At 41.2% G+C, this 18180-nt stretch carries 16 protein-coding genes and 2 pseudogenes; 5 read left to right on the forward strand and 13 right to left on the reverse strand.

What is annotated here, in order from left to right; translation table 11 throughout:
• Positions 1-17 precede the first annotated feature (17 nt).
• From EAE91_RS12455 to EAE91_RS12465, 3 genes are all read left to right on the forward strand, one after another.
• Complete coding sequence (locus EAE91_RS12455; protein WP_214088816.1) at positions 18-197, forward strand: hypothetical protein; 180 nt, start codon at positions 18-20, stop codon at positions 195-197.
• Positions 194-589 (forward strand): DUF1240 domain-containing protein, encoded by a 396-nt coding sequence (locus EAE91_RS12460; protein WP_214088772.1) that lies wholly within the window; start codon positions 194-196, stop codon positions 587-589. The genes EAE91_RS12455 and EAE91_RS12460 overlap by 4 nt, the downstream gene beginning before the upstream one ends.
• 124 nt (positions 590-713) lie before the next feature.
• Positions 714-941: a phage major capsid protein gene (locus EAE91_RS12465; protein ID WP_040150420.1), complete on the forward strand. Its 228-nt coding sequence runs from the start codon at positions 714-716 to the stop codon at positions 939-941.
• An 852-nt stretch (positions 942-1793) separates the two neighbouring features.
• On the opposite strand, the gene phoA is transcribed toward EAE91_RS12465, so the two are convergent.
• The 8 genes and pseudogenes from phoA to EAE91_RS12505 form a co-directional block, all read right to left on the reverse strand.
• Complete coding sequence (gene phoA, locus EAE91_RS12470) at positions 1794-3236, reverse strand: alkaline phosphatase (protein ID WP_214088773.1); 1443 nt, start codon at positions 3234-3236, stop codon at positions 1794-1796.
• Between the two features lie 104 nt (positions 3237-3340).
• Entirely contained in the window at positions 3341-4909 is a 1569-nt protein-coding gene (locus EAE91_RS12475) for an alpha/beta hydrolase-fold protein (RefSeq protein ID WP_214088774.1), read from the reverse strand.
• Positions 4910-5234: 325 nt separating this feature from the next.
• Positions 5235-6680: a 4-hydroxyphenylacetate 3-hydroxylase family protein gene (locus EAE91_RS12480; RefSeq protein ID WP_214088775.1), complete on the reverse strand. Its 1446-nt coding sequence runs from the start codon at positions 6678-6680 to the stop codon at positions 5235-5237.
• 256 nt (positions 6681-6936) lie between these two features.
• Positions 6937-7095: a glutathione S-transferase family protein gene (locus EAE91_RS24220; RefSeq protein WP_312150835.1), complete on the reverse strand. Its 159-nt coding sequence runs from the start codon at positions 7093-7095 to the stop codon at positions 6937-6939.
• A gap of 791 nt (positions 7096-7886) precedes the next feature.
• Positions 7887-8856 (reverse strand): annotated as a pseudogene (locus tag EAE91_RS12490) (nucleotidyl transferase AbiEii/AbiGii toxin family protein).
• Positions 8849-9244, reverse strand: coding sequence for a DUF6088 family protein (locus EAE91_RS12495; RefSeq protein WP_214088776.1), 396 nt, complete (start codon positions 9242-9244; stop codon positions 8849-8851). The pseudogene EAE91_RS12490 and the gene EAE91_RS12495 overlap by 8 nt, the downstream one beginning before the upstream one ends.
• An 88-nt stretch (positions 9245-9332) precedes the next feature.
• The gene (locus EAE91_RS12500) at positions 9333-9929 is read right to left on the reverse strand and encodes a DUF3156 family protein (RefSeq protein ID WP_244868816.1); all 597 of its coding nucleotides are present in this window, start codon (positions 9927-9929) and stop codon (positions 9333-9335) included.
• Positions 9904-11397, reverse strand: coding sequence for an APC family permease (locus tag EAE91_RS12505; RefSeq protein ID WP_214088777.1), 1494 nt, complete (start codon positions 11395-11397; stop codon positions 9904-9906). Before EAE91_RS12505 ends, EAE91_RS12500 begins: the two co-directional genes overlap by 26 nt.
• A 449-nt stretch (positions 11398-11846) precedes the next feature.
• Here EAE91_RS12505 and EAE91_RS12510 point away from each other — a divergent pair, with 449 nt between their 5' ends.
• Entirely contained in the window at positions 11847-12506 is a 660-nt protein-coding gene (locus EAE91_RS12510) for a response regulator transcription factor (protein ID WP_214088778.1), read from the forward strand.
• 2 nt (positions 12507-12508) lie between these two features.
• Here EAE91_RS12510 and EAE91_RS24225 read toward each other — a convergent pair.
• Together EAE91_RS24225 and EAE91_RS12515 are read right to left on the reverse strand one after the other, a co-directional pair.
• A pseudogene (locus EAE91_RS24225) lies at positions 12509-12586 on the reverse strand (type II toxin-antitoxin system RelE/ParE family toxin); the annotation flags it as partial.
• Positions 12583-12846, reverse strand: a complete 264-nt coding sequence (locus EAE91_RS12515; RefSeq protein WP_214088779.1) for a type II toxin-antitoxin system ParD family antitoxin — start codon at positions 12844-12846, stop codon at positions 12583-12585. The gene EAE91_RS12515 and the pseudogene EAE91_RS24225, both read right to left, overlap by 4 nt.
• A 554-nt stretch (positions 12847-13400) precedes the next feature.
• Between EAE91_RS12515 and EAE91_RS12520 the strand changes: the two genes are divergently transcribed.
• Positions 13401-14498, forward strand: a complete 1098-nt coding sequence (locus tag EAE91_RS12520) for a Fic family protein (RefSeq protein WP_214088780.1) — start codon at positions 13401-13403, stop codon at positions 14496-14498.
• Between the two features lie 381 nt (positions 14499-14879).
• Here EAE91_RS12520 and EAE91_RS12525 read toward each other — a convergent pair whose 3' ends face one another.
• The 3 genes from EAE91_RS12525 to EAE91_RS12535 all read right to left on the reverse strand — a co-directional run bounded on the left by EAE91_RS12525 (position 14880) and on the right by EAE91_RS12535 (position 18138).
• Positions 14880-16373, reverse strand: a complete 1494-nt coding sequence (locus EAE91_RS12525) for an aldehyde dehydrogenase family protein (protein WP_214088781.1) — start codon at positions 16371-16373, stop codon at positions 14880-14882.
• Positions 16374-16401: 28 nt separating this feature from the next.
• Positions 16402-16770: a cupin domain-containing protein gene (locus tag EAE91_RS12530; RefSeq protein ID WP_214088782.1), complete on the reverse strand. Its 369-nt coding sequence runs from the start codon at positions 16768-16770 to the stop codon at positions 16402-16404.
• A 63-nt stretch (positions 16771-16833) separates the two neighbouring features.
• Positions 16834-18138 (reverse strand): NAD(P)/FAD-dependent oxidoreductase, encoded by a 1305-nt coding sequence (locus EAE91_RS12535; protein WP_214088783.1) that lies wholly within the window; start codon positions 18136-18138, stop codon positions 16834-16836.
• Positions 18139-18180: the final 42 nt, after the last annotated feature.

An 18180-nucleotide genomic window follows, 5' to 3' on the forward strand; every position in this document is an offset into this window, starting at 1 on the left:
CTACGGAGAATTGAGGAATGACACATAAAAAATATAATCCCACTTGGGATGGTTATATGGGCGATTTTTTAAGGGGCAATGTAGGGATTAATCAGCTAAAACCCCAGCATGAATTTAAAGAAGAAATGAAGAGAAAGCCAAGAACACCGGAAGCAGACTTACAATATTTTTTTAATACGATGGGAAGAATTAGGTGAATAGCAAATATTTAAAAGCCTTGGGTGGAGTAATATTGTTGTTATTCCTTACATTTCTGATGTGCTTCATTATTAAATCTGCTGTTTCATTAGTATTAATGAAAGATGAAATAACATTCTCCAGCGCAGTTATTATAAGTATTCTATCTTTCCCTATAATATTTTACTCTTTATCAGGTTCTATTTTTTTCTTTATATTTGATAGATTACCTAAATACAACAAGATACTTGTTAAGTACCTGAGTAGATTGATGATTACATCATTTGTCATTAGCTTACCTATCTCTTTTTATGTTGATTATAAGTTAAAAAATGATGGTTATTTGACATGTGATAAAATATCGTGGATGTCACCAACAACCTACGTAAAAAATTTATTACTTTGTAAATGAAAAATTTTGTAAATATTTTGTCTTCATGTTTCCCCTTGTTTAGCCTCTAAATCACAGAGGCTTTTTTATTATTTTTCACGGTGTTAAATAGTGTTTTAAAGAAAATAACTATTCCAAAAACACCATGAAAAAACTACTCGAATTACACCAACATAAAACCGATTTAACCCAACAAATGCGCTCGTTGCTTACCAAAGCCGAAGACGAAAAGCGCTCACTGACTGCCGAGGAAGCCAAACAGTTCGACGAATTGCGCAGCCAATCCGATACGCTCAATACAGAAATTGCCCGCTATGAAGCCTTGTTTGATGAAGAACGCAGTCAGGCGGGTAAAAACCCAGCCGACCAGTAAAAAACTCAGCAATGACGAACTAGGAGAGCATAAAAAAGTCTGGGGCACTTGAGTTATTTAGCGGTAAAGTGGGCAACTCAACCGGACTATTACCCATTATCGGACCATGAATACTTATACGTTAAAGTGGCTTCTTTAGTTGCTTTGCTACATAAATGCCCCACACTTTTTTACGCTCTCCCTATTATCTTTTGGATTGAAGATAAACTGGAAAAAATTACAAAAAACAATAATTATTGTAATGTTAGGATATTTAATTTCCGTTAGTATCTTAGGTTTCACATTAACATTTATTTATTCATATTTCCCTTGGATTAATGTTTTGCTAAAAATTTTATCTGCAATTTACATTGCCTTTTTATCAATAAAAATTTGGAAATCCTCATTAACCACTGATTGCTCAGATGAAATAACTCTCAAAGACATATTTATAACAACATTACTTAGCCCAAAAGCATTCGTACTGGCTTCTTATATTATTCCCTCTTATGCTTTCGAATTACCAACTATATACTTACCCTCAATGGTAATTTTACTTTTAACTCTATATCCAGTTTCCTGCTTATGGGCACTATTAGGCAAGGCTTTACATTTTGCACACATGCAAAGTAGCTATATACAACCTAATTATTTCTTTAAAATTGCATCGCTGATTTTAATGGCTTTTTCCATATCACTACTTTATTCATCAAATCTAGACTATATCTCTAAATAACGTTGTTGAGTTCGCAGTCGTATTTTTCCACTGGTAGAATGAGAGAAAAATATATATTAAAAAGAAAAAAATCAAGGCCGGATAATATCCGGCCTAACTCTTTATTCCTCAACTACTCAAAACATCATCTGACCGAATTACTTTAACTGCATCGCATCACGTATCGTGAAGAACAGATCTGTCTGGTCAGTCAGCCCCACAACATTGGCTGCCTGAGGGCCGTAAGCGGCCACTCGGAGTTGAGTGCCAGTATGCTCTTGTTCCTTACCCTCAGAAGTACCGTAGCTAACCGCCATCACTCCACCATCTTTAGTGATTAACGCCTGAGTCAGCCCCGGAGCTTTTATATGAGCTTCAATAATTTGGCTGGAGTGAGCATGATCAGCGGTGACGATAACTAATGTATCACCGTGTTTACGCGCATATTTCAAGCCAACTTGTACCGCTTCATCCAATGCGACAGTTTCACCAATCTGTCCACAAGGATTAGCTTTGTGATCCTGTTTATCAATAGAAGCGCTCTCCACTTGTAGGAAGAAACCTTTCCTATTCTCTTTTAACAGATCAATGGCTTTCTCCGTCATCTGAGCCAACGTCGGCGCATCAGGATTGCGTTTCGAGTTGACTTTACAAGTCACTGGGGGATTATCAATATTACCGTGATAAACGGCTTTAGGTCCTTCCCAAGAAATGTCCATATTGTCTTCATGGAACAGGCCCAACAGCGGTTTTTTCTGATCCGCTCTAGTCACGGATGCCAGTGACTTAGCATCCTTAGCTATCTGATAACCCTGCTCCTGTGCCTGCTGTTCCAGCGTTTTATCCTTGCCAGCACCGGCAACCGATTTCTGAGCGAAAAACTTGGCACCTCCACCTAATGTGATATCAGCACGAGCCACTAATAATTGCTCGGTGATGGAACCACGCCCGCCATTTTCTAGCGCATCAGTTGGACATTTTTTTATCGTCTCTTGTGGACCATAACAGTCACGATCAGTGATATGCGCATACAGTGCTGCTGGCGTTGCATCCTGTATCCTTGCCGTCGTTACGTTACCTGTTGCTTTACCATTCACTTTTGCCAGCTCAAGCAGAGTTTGATGATCTTTACCAAATACATCGACACCCAACGCGCCATTATAGGTTTTTACACCAGTAGCCCAAGCTGTGGCAGAAGCGGCTGAATCAGTCGCATAGTTGGGTTTATGACTCTTTTTATCCAGAGAATAGTGAGTGTACTGGCCGGTAAATGGCAAGGCATCAATTCCTTTGAAAAATCCACCCGCGCCTTCCGCATAGTTACGAGCAATAGTAATTTCAGAATCCCCCATACCATCACCAATAAACAAAATAACGTTCTTAGCTTTATGGTTATTTATCGCTGCTTTTAATGCCTCAGTCTGGTTTTGAGTCATACGGCGAGCACCACCAAATTCCGTAATATTACCTTTTACCGCCCGACTTTCCGCCATAATTTGATTAGCACTTTGATCATCAGCCGCCAATACCGGTAAGCTGACACCTGAAATTAAGGCTGAGACCACGACTGCAACCAAACTTTTCGTATACTTGTTCGACATTAAGGTTTCCTTATTAAAACGCAATCGGAATAAAAATCATCGTTATCTGATAAAGGGATACTAAATAAACTATGTGACAATTATGTGAAGAAAATAGAATTAACTCACCATTTCGCTACCAACGACCGGGTTCCGTGGTACAAGGTTTCACACCACGAAATATAATTATGACCACTAGAAACTTCACTGGATTCAACTGGATAACCTTTCTGTAATAACGTCTCTTTCAGGCGACGATTATTATATAAAATGCCCTCCAATTCCCCCACACGGGTTTCAAACAATCCCGCTTGTAAATAGAAACGCAGCGGTTTTCTCTCTGCTTTGGCAAATTCACGGATCAACCATTCAGGTTTTTCCCCCTGAGGAGCCCACCAATATGAACCAGACATACTAAGAACATTGCCAAACAACTCAGGATGATTAAATGCCACCCATGAAGATGCCAATCCACCATAACTGGACCCTGAAATAATAGTACGTTCTGCCGGTGCTTTAATACCTTGACCGGCCAGCCACGGTATCAATTCACTCGCCATAAATTCAGCAAAATTAGGATTGGGCGGCAATTCCTGGCTCCGGCGTACACTATCCAGACTATCAATAAACACCACATACATAGGAGGGATCTTGCCCTGTTCAATCAGGGAATCGAAAAATCTATCAATGTAGTACTGCTTACGGTAAATCTTCCCATCAAACAGCACCAACATAGCGGGTTGCTTCATCGGAGTAACCGGTTGATAAATCGCAATCTCTCGGCTATTACCCAGAATCTTACTTTCAAGCTGATGAAGCTTAGTCGCGCCATGAGAAGGCGATTGCTTAAATTGTGCGATATCACATAGAGTTGGTCTTAGTGCCAGCAATGAATCATGGTTAAACACGTCTTCGGATACAACCGGTACTACATTTTTATTCAACGGATCGGCCTGTGCCGTAATCAAAATCGATCTACGCTGTTCGTCAGCCGTGCCTTCGACTCGCGGCAAATCCGGTGCCAATTTATATTGCATCAAGGTATCTGACGGAACGATATAGCTGCGAAACCAAACATCAGTACCTGACAAATGTGACATCGGATCGTGATCGCCACTCGGCGCACCCAGAATAAAGACATTCGCTTTCGCTCCACGCCACAGGAAAGTGACGCGCTTATTTTTATCATCATAATCTTCAATTAACGGCGCACCCTTACGGGTTATTTCTCGCCAGAAAGCATGGGTACCTTTTCCTTGCGCGACTTCAACTTGGAGTTGTTTCAGGCGTGGACTCTCTGGCGGCTGACTATAATCATTATCCCTAGGAGTATAAGGTGGAAATGACAATGTAAGCTGCCACGGCTCTCCTGCTTTACCTTTGGCTGCCAATCGATATTTTCCTGCCTGAGGAACAGTAAAGTCAATTGACTGACGAGCATCCACCGGGCTATTAGTGAGAAGCGTACGAATATGTTGTTGATTACCCTTCTGCACCACCAATTTCTGCATACCCAGTGTCAATCCTTTTACATAATGTTCAGCCTGAATTTTAAACTCAATACATGCTACCCCTTGAGAATTAAATTTTCCGGCTATTGCTTGCTGATCTTGCTGAAATTTTATTTGATGACACTGAGAGGCAAAGACATTAAAGGAAGCCATAAGAGCACATATCATTATGTTTACTTTCATTTTTTTCTCTTCTTTAATTGTTGATTGTTGGTATTCAATTTTTTTGACACGGCAAATCATGCACTAAATTTTTATTTAATAATAAGAACAATTACTATTATTAATAGCATAAATTGTGTGTTAACTTTCATTAAAACAACTCTCTAACAAGACGAAATAATTTATGGGTGGATACATAAATAATTCAATATGTTAATATGATATTAGTCGCACCATCCTATCTTTCAAAAGATTAAATAACAAAAAAACGGGATATAATCTATCCCGCCTCTTCAAATTTGATAAAAATAAAACGGGTTAGTTGCATCAGAATTAAATACAGAATTCAACTAACATCCATAGAATCTAAAATACCCCGGCTCATACTTTTAGCAAAATCCCAATCATATACATCATAAAGACGGGACAAAGCAACATAATGCGCCCCTGAATAAAACATTTCATATTGAGTATGACGTGATGCAAACTCAGAACCGATAGCATCCCACACTAATTTCAGTAATTTAACTCGTTCAATGGGTGCCAGTAGGGTTGAATATTGCGTTTTTTCTATTAAGTCACGAATTTCCGGGTTTGCTAAGTCAATATAATTTGACGGCAACATAATCACACCACCACCAGAAAGTTTTCTGATGCTTTCTATCACCTTTGGATAAGTTGATTGTAAGGCAACCTGGCAAGCATATAGTTGTAATCGATTGGGAATATAATATTCATTATGCCGATCAGGATTACTAATCAAACCACGAAACAACCCTTCAATATTAGTGGCATAGCAAGCCAGCTCAGCTAATGATTCACGAACAGCGGGAAACTCATTGACGCCAGTAGCTTCGGTAAGCTGATGGGCCAAACCCGTTAAGAAATGTAGCTTAACGGCATACCGAGCCATACCCTGAACATCCATTAAAACGTCAGCGCCAGTTGCCAGAAATTGCCGACGACACATATCCGTATTTTTATACACAAAAACTCTTTCCCACGGAACAAAAACATCGTCGAAATAAATTACCGCATCATTTTCGTCAAATTGATGTGCTAAAGGGGAGTCAAATTTATTACTGCCTATTTCATAGGACTTTCTGGAAAGAATTTTTATTCCCTTAGTATTCAGCGGTAATGCAAAAGACACCGCATATTTATCATCAACGCCCTCTTTAAGTGGATTAAACACACCAACAACCACTTCCTCTGCAAGGACGGCCGCTGTTCCTAACATCTTTGCCCCGCGAACAATGATTCCTTGCGGTTTTTCTTCCAATACACCAAGAGTATGAAATTCGTTTTTTATATGCTCACTGGGCGTTTTGGAACGATCACCTTGTGGATTGATTAATGTGAAAGCCAAATAAATATCTTTATCGCGGGCATATGAATAGTAATTTTTCAATGCCTCAGCCCTATCCTTAGAATATTCCTCAAATACTTCCAGATGAGTCATTATTCCGGTAAAAGCGGCAGAAACATGATCTGGACTTCTACCTAGCCAGCCACAACTCTGCATTGCCCAGGCATACGCAGCCTCACCTCTGGCAATTAATTTCTCTCGGGTAGTAGGAAGTTCCCAACATAAACCAACACGCTTACCACCAGGTGTTTCGAACGTCATCCGATCAGCGTGTGCTGCCTGATAATCATAAAGTGAAGCTACGGTTCTAATTGCATTCCGAAAAGCAGGGTGATCCACGTGATTAGTGATCTTTTCTCCATTCAGAAAAATGGTTCTTCCATCACGCAAGCCTTCAATATATTCCTCACCGGTCTTAGACATTAGCAACTTCCTCCGAAATAGAATTAATTTTAGGTAAATCGATCTTCAAAGGCATAGCAATTCCCTACCCTATTGCCGGGCATTGCCATTTAAATTTTTCTATCTAATTATTTTCTACGTATCCAGTATAGATTGAATCACAATGATTCAATAAAAGATTTCAGTAAATTTGCTTGAGTATCTGTGATCTCTCTCTTAATTTGATGAATAAGTATACGATTTACCTTCCTACTACTCTATCTCAACCATCAACTGATTAAGGACCGGTTGCCGGTTCAGGTATCATAATCCCACGCTGCACTGCGGGCCTTGAAGCAATACGATCATGCCAGGTACTTAAATATTTATGATGACTAAAATCAAAGTCAATAATTCTGGTAACATGGGGCCAGCCAAAATTGGCAATATCAGCAATGGAGTATTCCTCTCCAGCTAAAAAGGGGCGATCACTCCAGCGTAGAGAAAGCCTCTTCCGTTAGGCGATGATGTGATTTTATATCCATTTGGAGAATTATCAGTGTATAAGTAGATCATCTTTCTATATCTCCCTTCAATACTAATATTTAATAATTTAACTAGGTAGATTAAAATTATTTATTCCTCTGGCTATTCTTGGCCTAAATGGATTTAGAAATATGATTGATTATCAGATCAATCTCGCTGATTATTTAAGATCACAACTTGCTGAAAATGATTGGCAGATATTTAATCCCTCTGCTCTATCTGTTATTTGCATCCGTGATAATGGGGATTTTGATGTTAATAAAATTTTATAAAAAGTATTAGAGACGAACAAATACTGGATCTCGATTACTACCTTTTCCAATACAAAAGCCCTGCGCCTTTGTATATCCAGTTTTAGAACCAGCAAATCAGATATTGATCAGATTATCAATACTTTAAATATGGCGAGAAATTCTATCACAATATAAATACCTATTTAACTCACATCACCATCGAGTTCTTGAATAAAGATCGGTAGTTTTGTAAGTCCAATTACGATTCATACTTTACTTACTGATAATGGCATTAAATTTATCCACTGAAAACAGGATTAATACGTTTTTGGGCATCTCTTTGACTAGTCTGCCGGGAATAGGGAAACAGGTTATATTGCTGACCAAAAAACACCTAATTTATCTCTTAAAGCTCTTTTTTGCTAACGATAACCGATATCCATGTAAACAAGTTCATCGATCAGCCAGTTTAGTTCAACATATCCAGAACAGATAAAGCCGTCTGCCGAAAACAATCGTAAGCTTCTTCCCAGGGAATTCTACTGTGTTCAAAGACCATTGGGATCACAAATTGTTGATAACGTTGCCGATAGATAGGATTATTCCCCAACTCTTCTAATCCAACTCTCAGTTCATTAACCGATGAAATCTGGAACTGAGGATATTGGCGGCCATAGCGCTGAATATCCTGCGCTATGGTCTGCTGTACAAAACTAGCAAGCTGACGGATATCCGTTCCTTTCGCATTCACAATGCAGTAGTTATCATGTAAATGGCGAACCAATGACTCGTCATCTTTTCTATCAATATTACGCATAAATGCAGCCGTCCGTCTCAACATAGCTACCAGTTTTTCAGCTTGGGTACTGATAATCGTCGCACAGGGGAACGCCTCAACCGCCAGTCCTTTTCCTGTCAGTTGCGTGACAAATGAACGAATATCGCGTTGTTCTGCCGCTTGCAGCAAATCAGACTCCATCAACTCCAGTTTGATAAATGGCCTTAGATAGGGAGCCTGTACAACATGTTGGGGATAACGGACCGAAATATTATTGTAGCGATATTCATCCCTCGTGATCTTCTGATTATTATCGTCAACCCCCAAAAAATCAGATGCTGCAATAGTCGCTAATATCGTCTGAACAATATCCTTTCTGATATTTTTACGCTGAGTTCGGGAATACCGAACATCTACTAAAAATTCAGGCTGTGGAACCAATTTGATATCCACATCTTCCGACATCCGATCAAGTGAAATTCCAGCTTTTGCTAGCGCGGTTCCACCAGCAAATATCAATTTATGGGTATCAAACGCTAAAGGCTGGAGGCTGGAGCAGACGAAGTAGCTCAACAATATAGTAATCTTTTTCCACAATAGAGATAGCGCCGATACCTAGCACATCGGCAACGTCAGCAAACAAATCTGATAAATTATCCATTTAACCGACTGTTCCCCACCGATAACACCCGCTTAAAACGGAGTGTGGTTTTGATTTGGGTATAAGCGGGAATCTGTGTTGATTTACCACCAATATAGGCATCAGAAGCGCTATCCAAACGGTATTTCACCTTTAAACGTTCCAGCGCTTCAAGAATGACCGCATCAGAGCCTCCGGGAGAAGCAGGCATTATTTTCCCGGTAATGCCGTTTTTCCGAGCTTTGGTGTAAACACCGTATCCTACTTTAATCAGTTGACCTTCTTTGACCAAGCCGCGCAGTATTCTTCCTACCTGATCGTAACCAGCAATGTCTTTAAAATCGTCACGGATGAACACATAACGTTTTGATCGTTTCAAACGCGCCTGAATACGTTCTTTAATCATCATAGGTTGTCTCCAGAAATCATGCTCAATAAGCGTAGCAAACATACGACATTTTTACTAGCAAACATACGACATCTCATTCTGTAAAATATTAGATCTTTTCCATGAGTTGACTAAACATCAGTAAGGTACTGAGCAACAAATAGCGCTGCTCCGAAGTCAAACGCAAATAACGACGGCTGGCCGGCAATCGGCTGACAACCTCAGAAGCAGCAAAATGTTCCACCTCAAGTTGCCATTGCCCTTGATGAATATTTAATGCCAGATCCCGGAAATCCAACTCTGCTAATGTTTCTCCAATTAATGGATATTGATTGAGTAAATCAATAATCTGTTGCCCAAACTCTGCACCATGACAACAGTAATAAGTCACGGTCTTTCGCCGAAATATTCCCTTTACCCTAGCTCTAATAACGATTTTTTCCTTGAGTGAAGTGATTCCCTGCAAACGAAAACAACAACTGACAATATAGGCCAGAAACAGCGTCTTCGGCTTTTCACAAACTTCAATCTGCAATCCATCAGGTAACGTCACTTGCAAACTTTCTGCTGATAAACGCTCACAACAGTAAGGCAGCAAATTCTGTCCCAGACGATTTAGCGTTATACCAACCTGATAGCCAGTAGGATAGCGGGGTTTATTCAACCGCCGCCAAATACCATCAATTAAGGGAACGAAGTGGCTCAAGTTGCACCCCCGGCAGTTCACCCTTAACAAAAGTATGCGAAAGTACCTGCTCAACGGGTACAGGCTTAAACGGATTCACCCGTTGTACACAGAGCGTCCAAAACAGGGCATAGCTGGCGGTCAAACCTAATATAATAGCGAATGGAATATACACATCACAGGGATTCATTCCCGGAGGTGTGATATGAATGATCGCCAAAATAATTCCTGCACTAGAGATAATTTGAGGTAATGGGAAAAAAGGTGATTTATAGGCACGATGTAAATCAGGTCTGCGGATACGCAGCAATATCACAGAACATGTCACCAGCAAATAAGCAATACACCAGGCACATACGGCTGCTAATACCAAAGGCATAATCTGGTTCAAATCACCTTGAATAATAAAGGTATGTAAACAGGGAATCATTACCGCAACCAAAATTCCAAAGATTGGCGTTTTAAAACGTGGATGTAGATAAGCAAAAATACGCGGTAACGCGCCATCCAATGCCATACCATAGAGAATACGCGGCACCGCCGCCATCAGGGTATTAATCGTCGCCGCTCCCGCCAGTAATAACCCGATACCAATCCAATATTTACCAAAATCCCCCATCACCTGACCGGCAAAAGCCGGAATGGCCATTGGCGTTTCTAGCAAGCGAACGTTATTTTCTACATCCACCAGCACATTTTCTACCTGATGGCTGATTGACGCTCCATACAGACCCATACATAAAGCCACCCCACACAGGCCGGTTATCATTGCTCGCGGAAGAACTTTGGCAGAATTTTTAATTTCAGGGGCCATTGGCGTCACCAGCTCACAACCGACAAACATAAACATCGCCATTCCCACCAAACTCAGCACCGCCAAGGGTTCGCTCAAATTAAGCCCTTCACCAAACCAGCTCTCCATCGGCACGGCAAATGGCATTAATAATCCACAAATACTGAAAATAACCAAAGTACTCCACATGCAGAATGTCAGCACAATTTCGACTTTACCGAACGCTTCAATACCCAACGCATTAAGTAATCCGAATATAATCACTAACCCAACACCAACCATCCATGAAGCGTTATAACTTTCCACCACCGTATTAAGGCTGTCAAAATTCACTAATGCCATAACACCGGAGAGGATAGTTTCTGCTGTACCCGCAAAAATATGAACAATCAAATAAGCCGAAAGCGCACCGGTAATCGCCCAGAATCGCCCCATTCCACAAGAGATATAGTCATAGACAGAGCCAGAAGTGGGCAAAATAGCCGCCGCCTCAGCAAACGTCGTCACTTGGGCCTGCATCATAATAAAACTGATCAGCATTGCCAGTACGAAAGTATCACCACCAATCCCGAAACCACTGGTCACCGTCAGAATAACCGGGCTTGCCATGATCACCCCGACGGAACTTGCCAGTGCGGTAGGAAACCCCACCACTCCCTTTTCAATATGCGAAGTCAGTCGTGTTGACATATTCATTTATCTTCCCTCTTAACTTCTAGTCGTAAAAATAACGCTCACAGCGATTCATTTGTGAATTTTTTGTAAACTTTATTGAGGATAAATACACTATAGAAAGTGAAGAGGAATACCGACCATCGTCCTAAAGAACGATACCTAAAGAGGGATTAATAACGGAAAAGGTGTAACGAAAAATACCAGAAAACAGAAAAAAGCAAAAATAATCACTTAAATATCAATCAATAAAAATAAAATCGCTTAGTTAATGCATTAAGAAATTATTTCAGATATATACCAAAACACCTGTTCTTAGCCAGTGATCATCACGTTGAGAAATTTCATTTATTGCAATCCATATCACGTTATTAATATGTTTGTTTTGTGTTAATTCGGCATTTTAATTAGCATTTGATTAATTTTCAGTATTGATTTATCCAATTAGATATTATTCTAAAGGGAGAACTTTCTTGTCTACTGTACTACCGAATAGCCGTGAAAATGCGTTAATCCAAAGTTGCTTAAATACCATCGCACATCTGGTTCCTATCTCAGCCGCAGCATTCTATCTGGTGAATAATGAATTACGCCCCGAAAATTACATTCTGTACGGCATCTCAGACGAAACCCACCAGAATTATCTGGCTCATTTTCAGCATTTAGACCCACTAAAACCGGCTAATTATCAACAAGGTGATATTAATATGGTTGGCATGGATCAGAAAACACTGACGAAACATAATAAATATTACCATGAATTTATGCAGCCAAATAACATACAAGACATCGCCGAAATATTTATCCGTCAACATAACCGAATTATTGCTGGCGTCTCTTTATTACGAGATACTCCATTTACACCAAAAGACTTTAACCGCCTCAGTGTTATTCTACCATTAATTGAATTAGCAGTCAGAGACTTGCTTCCTGAAACACCAACTATTCTGACAGCTAAAGAGCAAGAAATTATTAATTTGATAAGGGAAGGATCAAGTAACAAACGTATTGCACAGATACTTAATATTTCCCTGTCTACCGTCAAAACCCACCTGCGCAATATCTTTGCCAAAACCAAAGTGACTAATCGCACCGAACTCGTTTCCAGCGGGTTTATTACTCGGTATTTGTGATTTACAGGATTATCTTGTGCAATCCAATCGCCGATTTCTTCAAGGTCGTGTTCTGCCAGAGGCGAAATACTCAGTTTCATTTACCCTGACTATCTTCGGTCATGTTCTTGTATTTTTGAGTGAGGCGGTCAAAAACCTCTCCCGCATCTCTACTTTCACCGCTTTGGATGCCAGCCATTATGGCGCTTTTGAGTGATTCAACTTTTACTTGCTGCTCTCGCTCTTCTAACGCACGAAGACCGGCGCGAATGACTTCGCTTATATTGTTATAATGACCGCTATCAATCTGATTGCGGATAAATGCTTCAAAATGAGGGCTTAGTGCTACACTTGTTGGCATAGTCATTCCTCCAGTGTTTTTAATATCTATTAATAACTATTAGTATAATTTGGAGGCATCATTTCGGCAATATTTTGACAGGCAATTAGACTAGTGGGAGTATTCGATCAAAAACTTATTGTTTCATCGTTTATCCAAACCGTAAGTCTCTGCTTAAATTCTCCTGCTAAATAAGATTCCAAAATAGCGCTACATCTTATACCACTCATAATTCTATGTATAACAATGGGTTGAAGAAGGCCATGTGTAACAGAATTACGAAACGTTATTTAGTCCGAGTTGAAGCGGCCCATAACATAAAACAAATTAAATAGTTATATCGTCATTAACCATTAACGGTCATCTTTAATTAAGCAATTCTCACGCTTAACGCTTATTCTGATCGCTAAAGAACCAGCACACAGAGGCTTAATTATTTCCCGATATTGGTGATTTCACCTCATGTTGACAAAATACCAGGCGAAAAGCTCAGAATGAGGCAAATGACATTGCTATTTGCCTCATTTGATGAGTAGAATAAAAGCCTTATTTGACTCACAGGTGAAGCGAAGCCAATGTGGATATGGGAACAACCGAACTGGCCGGAATTCCATTGGAATGCCGATACTATTGCACCATTACTGCGAGATGTGCACTTCAACCAAGGATTGCTATTAGGTAAATCTGATTATGAAGATACCAAGCAGGCAACGCTTGATAGCCTTCTATCCAGCATACTCTATTCAAGTGAAATTGAAGGAGAAAGATTGAATGCGGCTTCGATACGTTCATCATTGGCAAACAGATTAGGCATTACGGAAAAAAAACCTTATCCAACAATCGAGAAAAGTGACGGCATTACAGAGGTCGCCCTCGATGTGATAGAAAATAGTCACTCCGATTTAACTCTTGAACGTATCCTCAGATGGCACCAGTTGATATTCCCTGAAGGCTATACCATGTTTAATCCGATACAAGGTGGTAAATTACGTGAAGGGATGATAGAAGTGGTATCCGGTCGTTTAGATAAGCCAATTGTTCACCTTGAAGCACCATCGCCAGAAAAAATAGTCGACGAAATACCCCAATTCATAGAGTGGTTCAACCAATCCCGAACAAATGCCAGTCTCGATCCTATCATCAGAGCAGCAATTGTTCATTTATGGTTTGTAACAATTCACCCTTTAGAAGACGGAAACGGACGCATTACTCGATTTCTAACAGACCTTGCACTTGCTCAAGCCGAAAACCGCTCAATCCGTTTCTATGCAATGTCGGTAAGTATCTGTCATCATCGTAAGGCGTATTACGAAGTCCTTGAAAATACTCAGCGCGGCGGCTTAGATATTACTGATTGGCTGGTTTGGTTTCTGAAAATATTGAATGAGACCTTAATAAACAAACTGCAAGAAATTAATCAGGTTGTGCAAAAAGCTAAATTTTGGCGTCGGATAGACCAGACCCAACTTACCGCAGAGCAAACGAAGGTGCTTAACCGCATGCTGGACGGCAATTTTGAGCAAGGCATTAGTAGCAGCCAATATCAAAAGGTGGCAAAGGTAAGTCGCGCCACTGCAACCAGACACTTGACACATTTGGTTGAACTAAGTTGTTTAGAAAGCACCGGGGCCGGTGGTCGTAGCACTCGTTACCTTATTAATCACAAAGGTTGAATCTCGGAATCAGTAATAAATACTGTTGTGATACTTACAGATAACGAGCTAACCTCGCTGTAAAAAAATATAACTATACCCGTCATCTTTCAAGTTGCTTCTTTGTTGGCTGCACTCACTCACCCCGGTCACATAGTTCTCTATGCTCCCGGGGATTCGCTCCCTTGCCGCCGCGATGCATCTTGAAATCAATAGGGTATATAATTTTTCCCACTCCATGATTCATCCAGCCTTTTCCTTATTGAGTTCTGGTGGTGAGTAAATATAATTGACTCGCTGCCCTGAGAAGCCCTCTCCTGGATAAAATGCCAGTGATGACCTTAGGTTTGACAATGGCCCCTTCAATCAAGGGGCCTTGCTTATTTTGATCCGAATATCAAATCAATAGCGCACCATCACGGATTTCAATTCAGTATAGTGCTCAATAAAGGCGCTACCGAATTCACGACCAATACCTGAGGATTTGGTACCACCGAATGGTAATGCCGGATCGAGGAATGTATGCATATTGATCCAAACAGTCCCCGCTTCGATACGCGGGATCATGCGCATAGCCTTGCTGAGATCATTGGTCCACAAACTCGCCGCTAAACCAAACGGAGTGTTGTTCATCAAGCCAATCAGCTCTTCCTCATCGTTATAGCTGAGGAAAGTCCCGACAGGACCAAATGTCTCTTCCTTCATCAATGAATCTTCCGGGCTGTTAGCACGAATCACGGTTGGCACCACAAAGAAACCCGGCCCGGCCAGAGCATGACCACCGTAAACAATCTCACTGCCTTCTTGACGCGCTTGCTCAAACAGGGACAGGATCTTGTTATAGTGCGCTTTGTTTGCCAACGGCCCCATTTCTGTTGATTCATCCAGAGGAGAGCCAATCTTCATTGCCGCGAGTCTTTCAGACAACAATTTCAGCACGTCATCCATATGGCTTGCAGGAATATAGAAACGTTCCGCCGCCGCACAAATCTGCCCTTGATTGAGATAACCGGCCTCCAGAACACCATCGACAATTTTTTCAACCGACATATCCGCTAAAAACGCCGCGCCGTTCTTACCACCCAATTCCAGCGTGGCACGAGTCAATCCCTGTTCCATTGCTGATTTACCGACAGCAATACCCGTTGGCACTGAACCGGTGAAAGTTACCTTGGCACACAACGGATGACCTATCAGTGCAGGCCCAAGCACCGAACCGGAACCATTAATCACATTAATGACACCATCAGGAATACCCGCTTCCTTGGCTAATTCAGCCATTCTGAGCATGGTCAGCGGGGTGTATTCACTGGGTTTCAATACAATGGTACAACCACAAGTCAGTGCAGCCGCTATTTTCCAGATGGCAACCATGATGGAAAAATTCCACGGAATTATCCCGACTACAACACCAACTGGTTCACGACGGGTAAACGCCGTGTATTGCTCACCTTTAAAAGAGGGCAAGGAGACATTCAGGGTTTCACCGCTGATCTTGCTCGACCATCCAGCAAAATAACGCAAGAACTGAGCGGAGGAATCAATTTCCAGCATTCGGGACAACTGGATGGTTTTACCAGAGCAGAGAGTTTCTAACTGTGCCAACTCTTCCCGATGTGCCAGTAATAGATCTGCCAGACGATTCAGGCAGTGACCGCGCTCCATCGGCGAAGTTTGGGCCCACGCCCCATGAAATGCCGCCTGTGCCGCTTGCATAGCGGCATTGACTTCCGCTTTACCGCCTTGATTAACAGTTGCTATGATTTCATCAGTCGCAGGATTTATGACAGAAAATGTTTCACTCCCCTGACCACTGACTGGCTGACCATTAATATAATGACCATGATTGTGTTGCAAAAAGGCCATCACTGGCTGTAATAAGTTTATATCACTCATTATTTACCTCTATAAAACAAGTGTTTTTTTAACCTTTAATACAAGACAGATAATGCTTCACAAAACGGTCATCGGTGATTTCCCACAGTACTTCCGTGCCTTTCGGCGCAAACCAAGAATCCCCCGGATGATATTCAACGGTTTCCCCGCTCTTCACATCGGTCAATTTTACCGAACCTTCTGTTACAGTTGCGTGCTCATCAAACGGATACACCATACTAAACTTGCCACGAGTACAAGCGAAAATACCACATGTCAGGTTATCCGTTGGTTCACCAAATATCATTGCCATACTGGCCTGCGGATCGCCTTCCAACACCGTCACTCCCAGATTGCTTACGCTACCAATGTCCAATAATTCAGGCAGGGATTTATTCAGTAAAAATGATTTAATCATAATGTTCTCGTTCCAAATAAAATAATTTATGAATTTTCAATGAATACTATTGATATCAATAAATTAACGACGCCCTTTCCAATACCCAGACGCTTGGTGCCAAATCTTGCCCGCAGACACCATAAAATGTCGCAATTTATCTTTGCCAATAATATTTACATGAGGAATTGAACTCATCAGATCATAACGCTCAGATCCTTCGCTCATCCCTTCGGCCAGTACTTTACAAACGATATGGCTTGGCGTGACTCCGAAACCGGAATAGCCCTGCACATAGAACACATTATCGTGCTGCGGCAAAGAACCAATCTGTGGGAACAAGTTCGCACTGCAACACAACGGTCCTCCCCATGCCAGTTCAACCTTCACGTCTTGCAGATAGGGGAAAACTTTCAACATCAAGTGACGATTCCAAGCTTTCAAATCAGACGGGATATGTTCAATGAAAGGAGTTGCACTACCGAACAACAGACGGTTTTCCTTCGTCACACGGAAGTAATCAATAACCGGACGAATATCACTGTATGCACCGCGAATCGGGCTGATTTTTTCAATCAAATCATCCGGTAACACTTCCGTCATTAACTGGAAGGCATAAGTGTTAACCACCTTTTTATAAATATATGGCTCAAGGCCACTATTAAGAAAGGCGTTACAGGCCCACAACATTTTATTGGCGCGAACAGTTCCCATCGCGGTACGAACCATTACTCTAGAACCATATTCAATGTTCAGTACTTCGCTGTTCTCAAAGATTTTTACGCCCAAATCTGTCGCGGCTTTTGCCTCTCCTAACAACAGGTTCAGGGAATGAACATGTCCGGCTCCCATATGCTTCAACGCACAAGTATAAACATCAGAACCAATCACCTTTTTCACATCAGAGCCAGTGTAAAGCTGAATATCTTCATCAGGAGAGACCGACTGAAAATCTTTCAGCCAGCTACGTAATGTCTTTTCCTGTCTCTTATTCATGCCAAGATAGCTATAACCACGGCAGAGATCAGCATCAATATTATATTTAGCAATACGATCACGAATGATGCCGGCCCCCAGATTGCTGATCTGAAAGATCGTTTCCAGCCCTCTCTCGCCAATATGGCGTTTGATCACTGCCAGATCATGACCGATACCCGCCATAACCTGACCACCATTACGACCTGTACTGCCATAACCAAGATAACGACTTTCCAAGATTGCAATATTGGTGATACCCTTCTCCGCCAATTCCAGGGCGGTATTGATACCGGAAAATCCACCACCAATAATGACGACATCTACATCCAGATCTTCTTGTAATGCCGGAAAGCGAAGATCATATTTCTTGGTCGCAGCGTAATAAGTTAATGAATCAAGATGATTGCTCATGTGATAGCCCGATTAGCATCCAACATAATCACCGAATTATCT

It is taken from the genome of Photorhabdus noenieputensis (assembly GCF_018448935.1).
GTDB lineage: Bacteria > Pseudomonadota > Gammaproteobacteria > Enterobacterales > Enterobacteriaceae > Photorhabdus > Photorhabdus noenieputensis.

Coding starts and splice junctions, on each gene's coding strand:
- EAE91_RS12455 (WP_214088816.1), top strand. CDS start 18: ATGACACATAAAAAATATAATCCCACTTGGGATGGTTATATGGGCGAT.
- EAE91_RS12465 (WP_040150420.1), top strand. CDS start 714: ATGAAAAAACTACTCGAATTACACCAACATAAAACCGATTTAACCCAA.
- phoA (WP_214088773.1), bottom strand. CDS start 3,236: ATGTCGAACAAGTATACGAAAAGTTTGGTTGCAGTCGTGGTCTCAGCC.
- EAE91_RS12475 (WP_214088774.1), bottom strand. CDS start 4,909: ATGAAAGTAAACATAATGATATGTGCTCTTATGGCTTCCTTTAATGTC.
- EAE91_RS12480 (WP_214088775.1), bottom strand. CDS start 6,680: ATGTCTAAGACCGGTGAGGAATATATTGAAGGCTTGCGTGATGGAAGA.
- EAE91_RS12495 (WP_214088776.1), bottom strand. CDS start 9,244: ATGATGATTAAAGAACGTATTCAGGCGCGTTTGAAACGATCAAAACGT.
- EAE91_RS12505 (WP_214088777.1), bottom strand. CDS start 11,397: ATGAATATGTCAACACGACTGACTTCGCATATTGAAAAGGGAGTGGTG.
- EAE91_RS12515 (WP_214088779.1), bottom strand. CDS start 12,846: ATGCCAACAAGTGTAGCACTAAGCCCTCATTTTGAAGCATTTATCCGC.
- EAE91_RS12520 (WP_214088780.1), top strand. CDS start 13,401: ATGTGGATATGGGAACAACCGAACTGGCCGGAATTCCATTGGAATGCC.
- EAE91_RS12525 (WP_214088781.1), bottom strand. CDS start 16,373: ATGAGTGATATAAACTTATTACAGCCAGTGATGGCCTTTTTGCAACAC.
- EAE91_RS12530 (WP_214088782.1), bottom strand. CDS start 16,770: ATGATTAAATCATTTTTACTGAATAAATCCCTGCCTGAATTATTGGAC.
- EAE91_RS12535 (WP_214088783.1), bottom strand. CDS start 18,138: ATGAGCAATCATCTTGATTCATTAACTTATTACGCTGCGACCAAGAAA.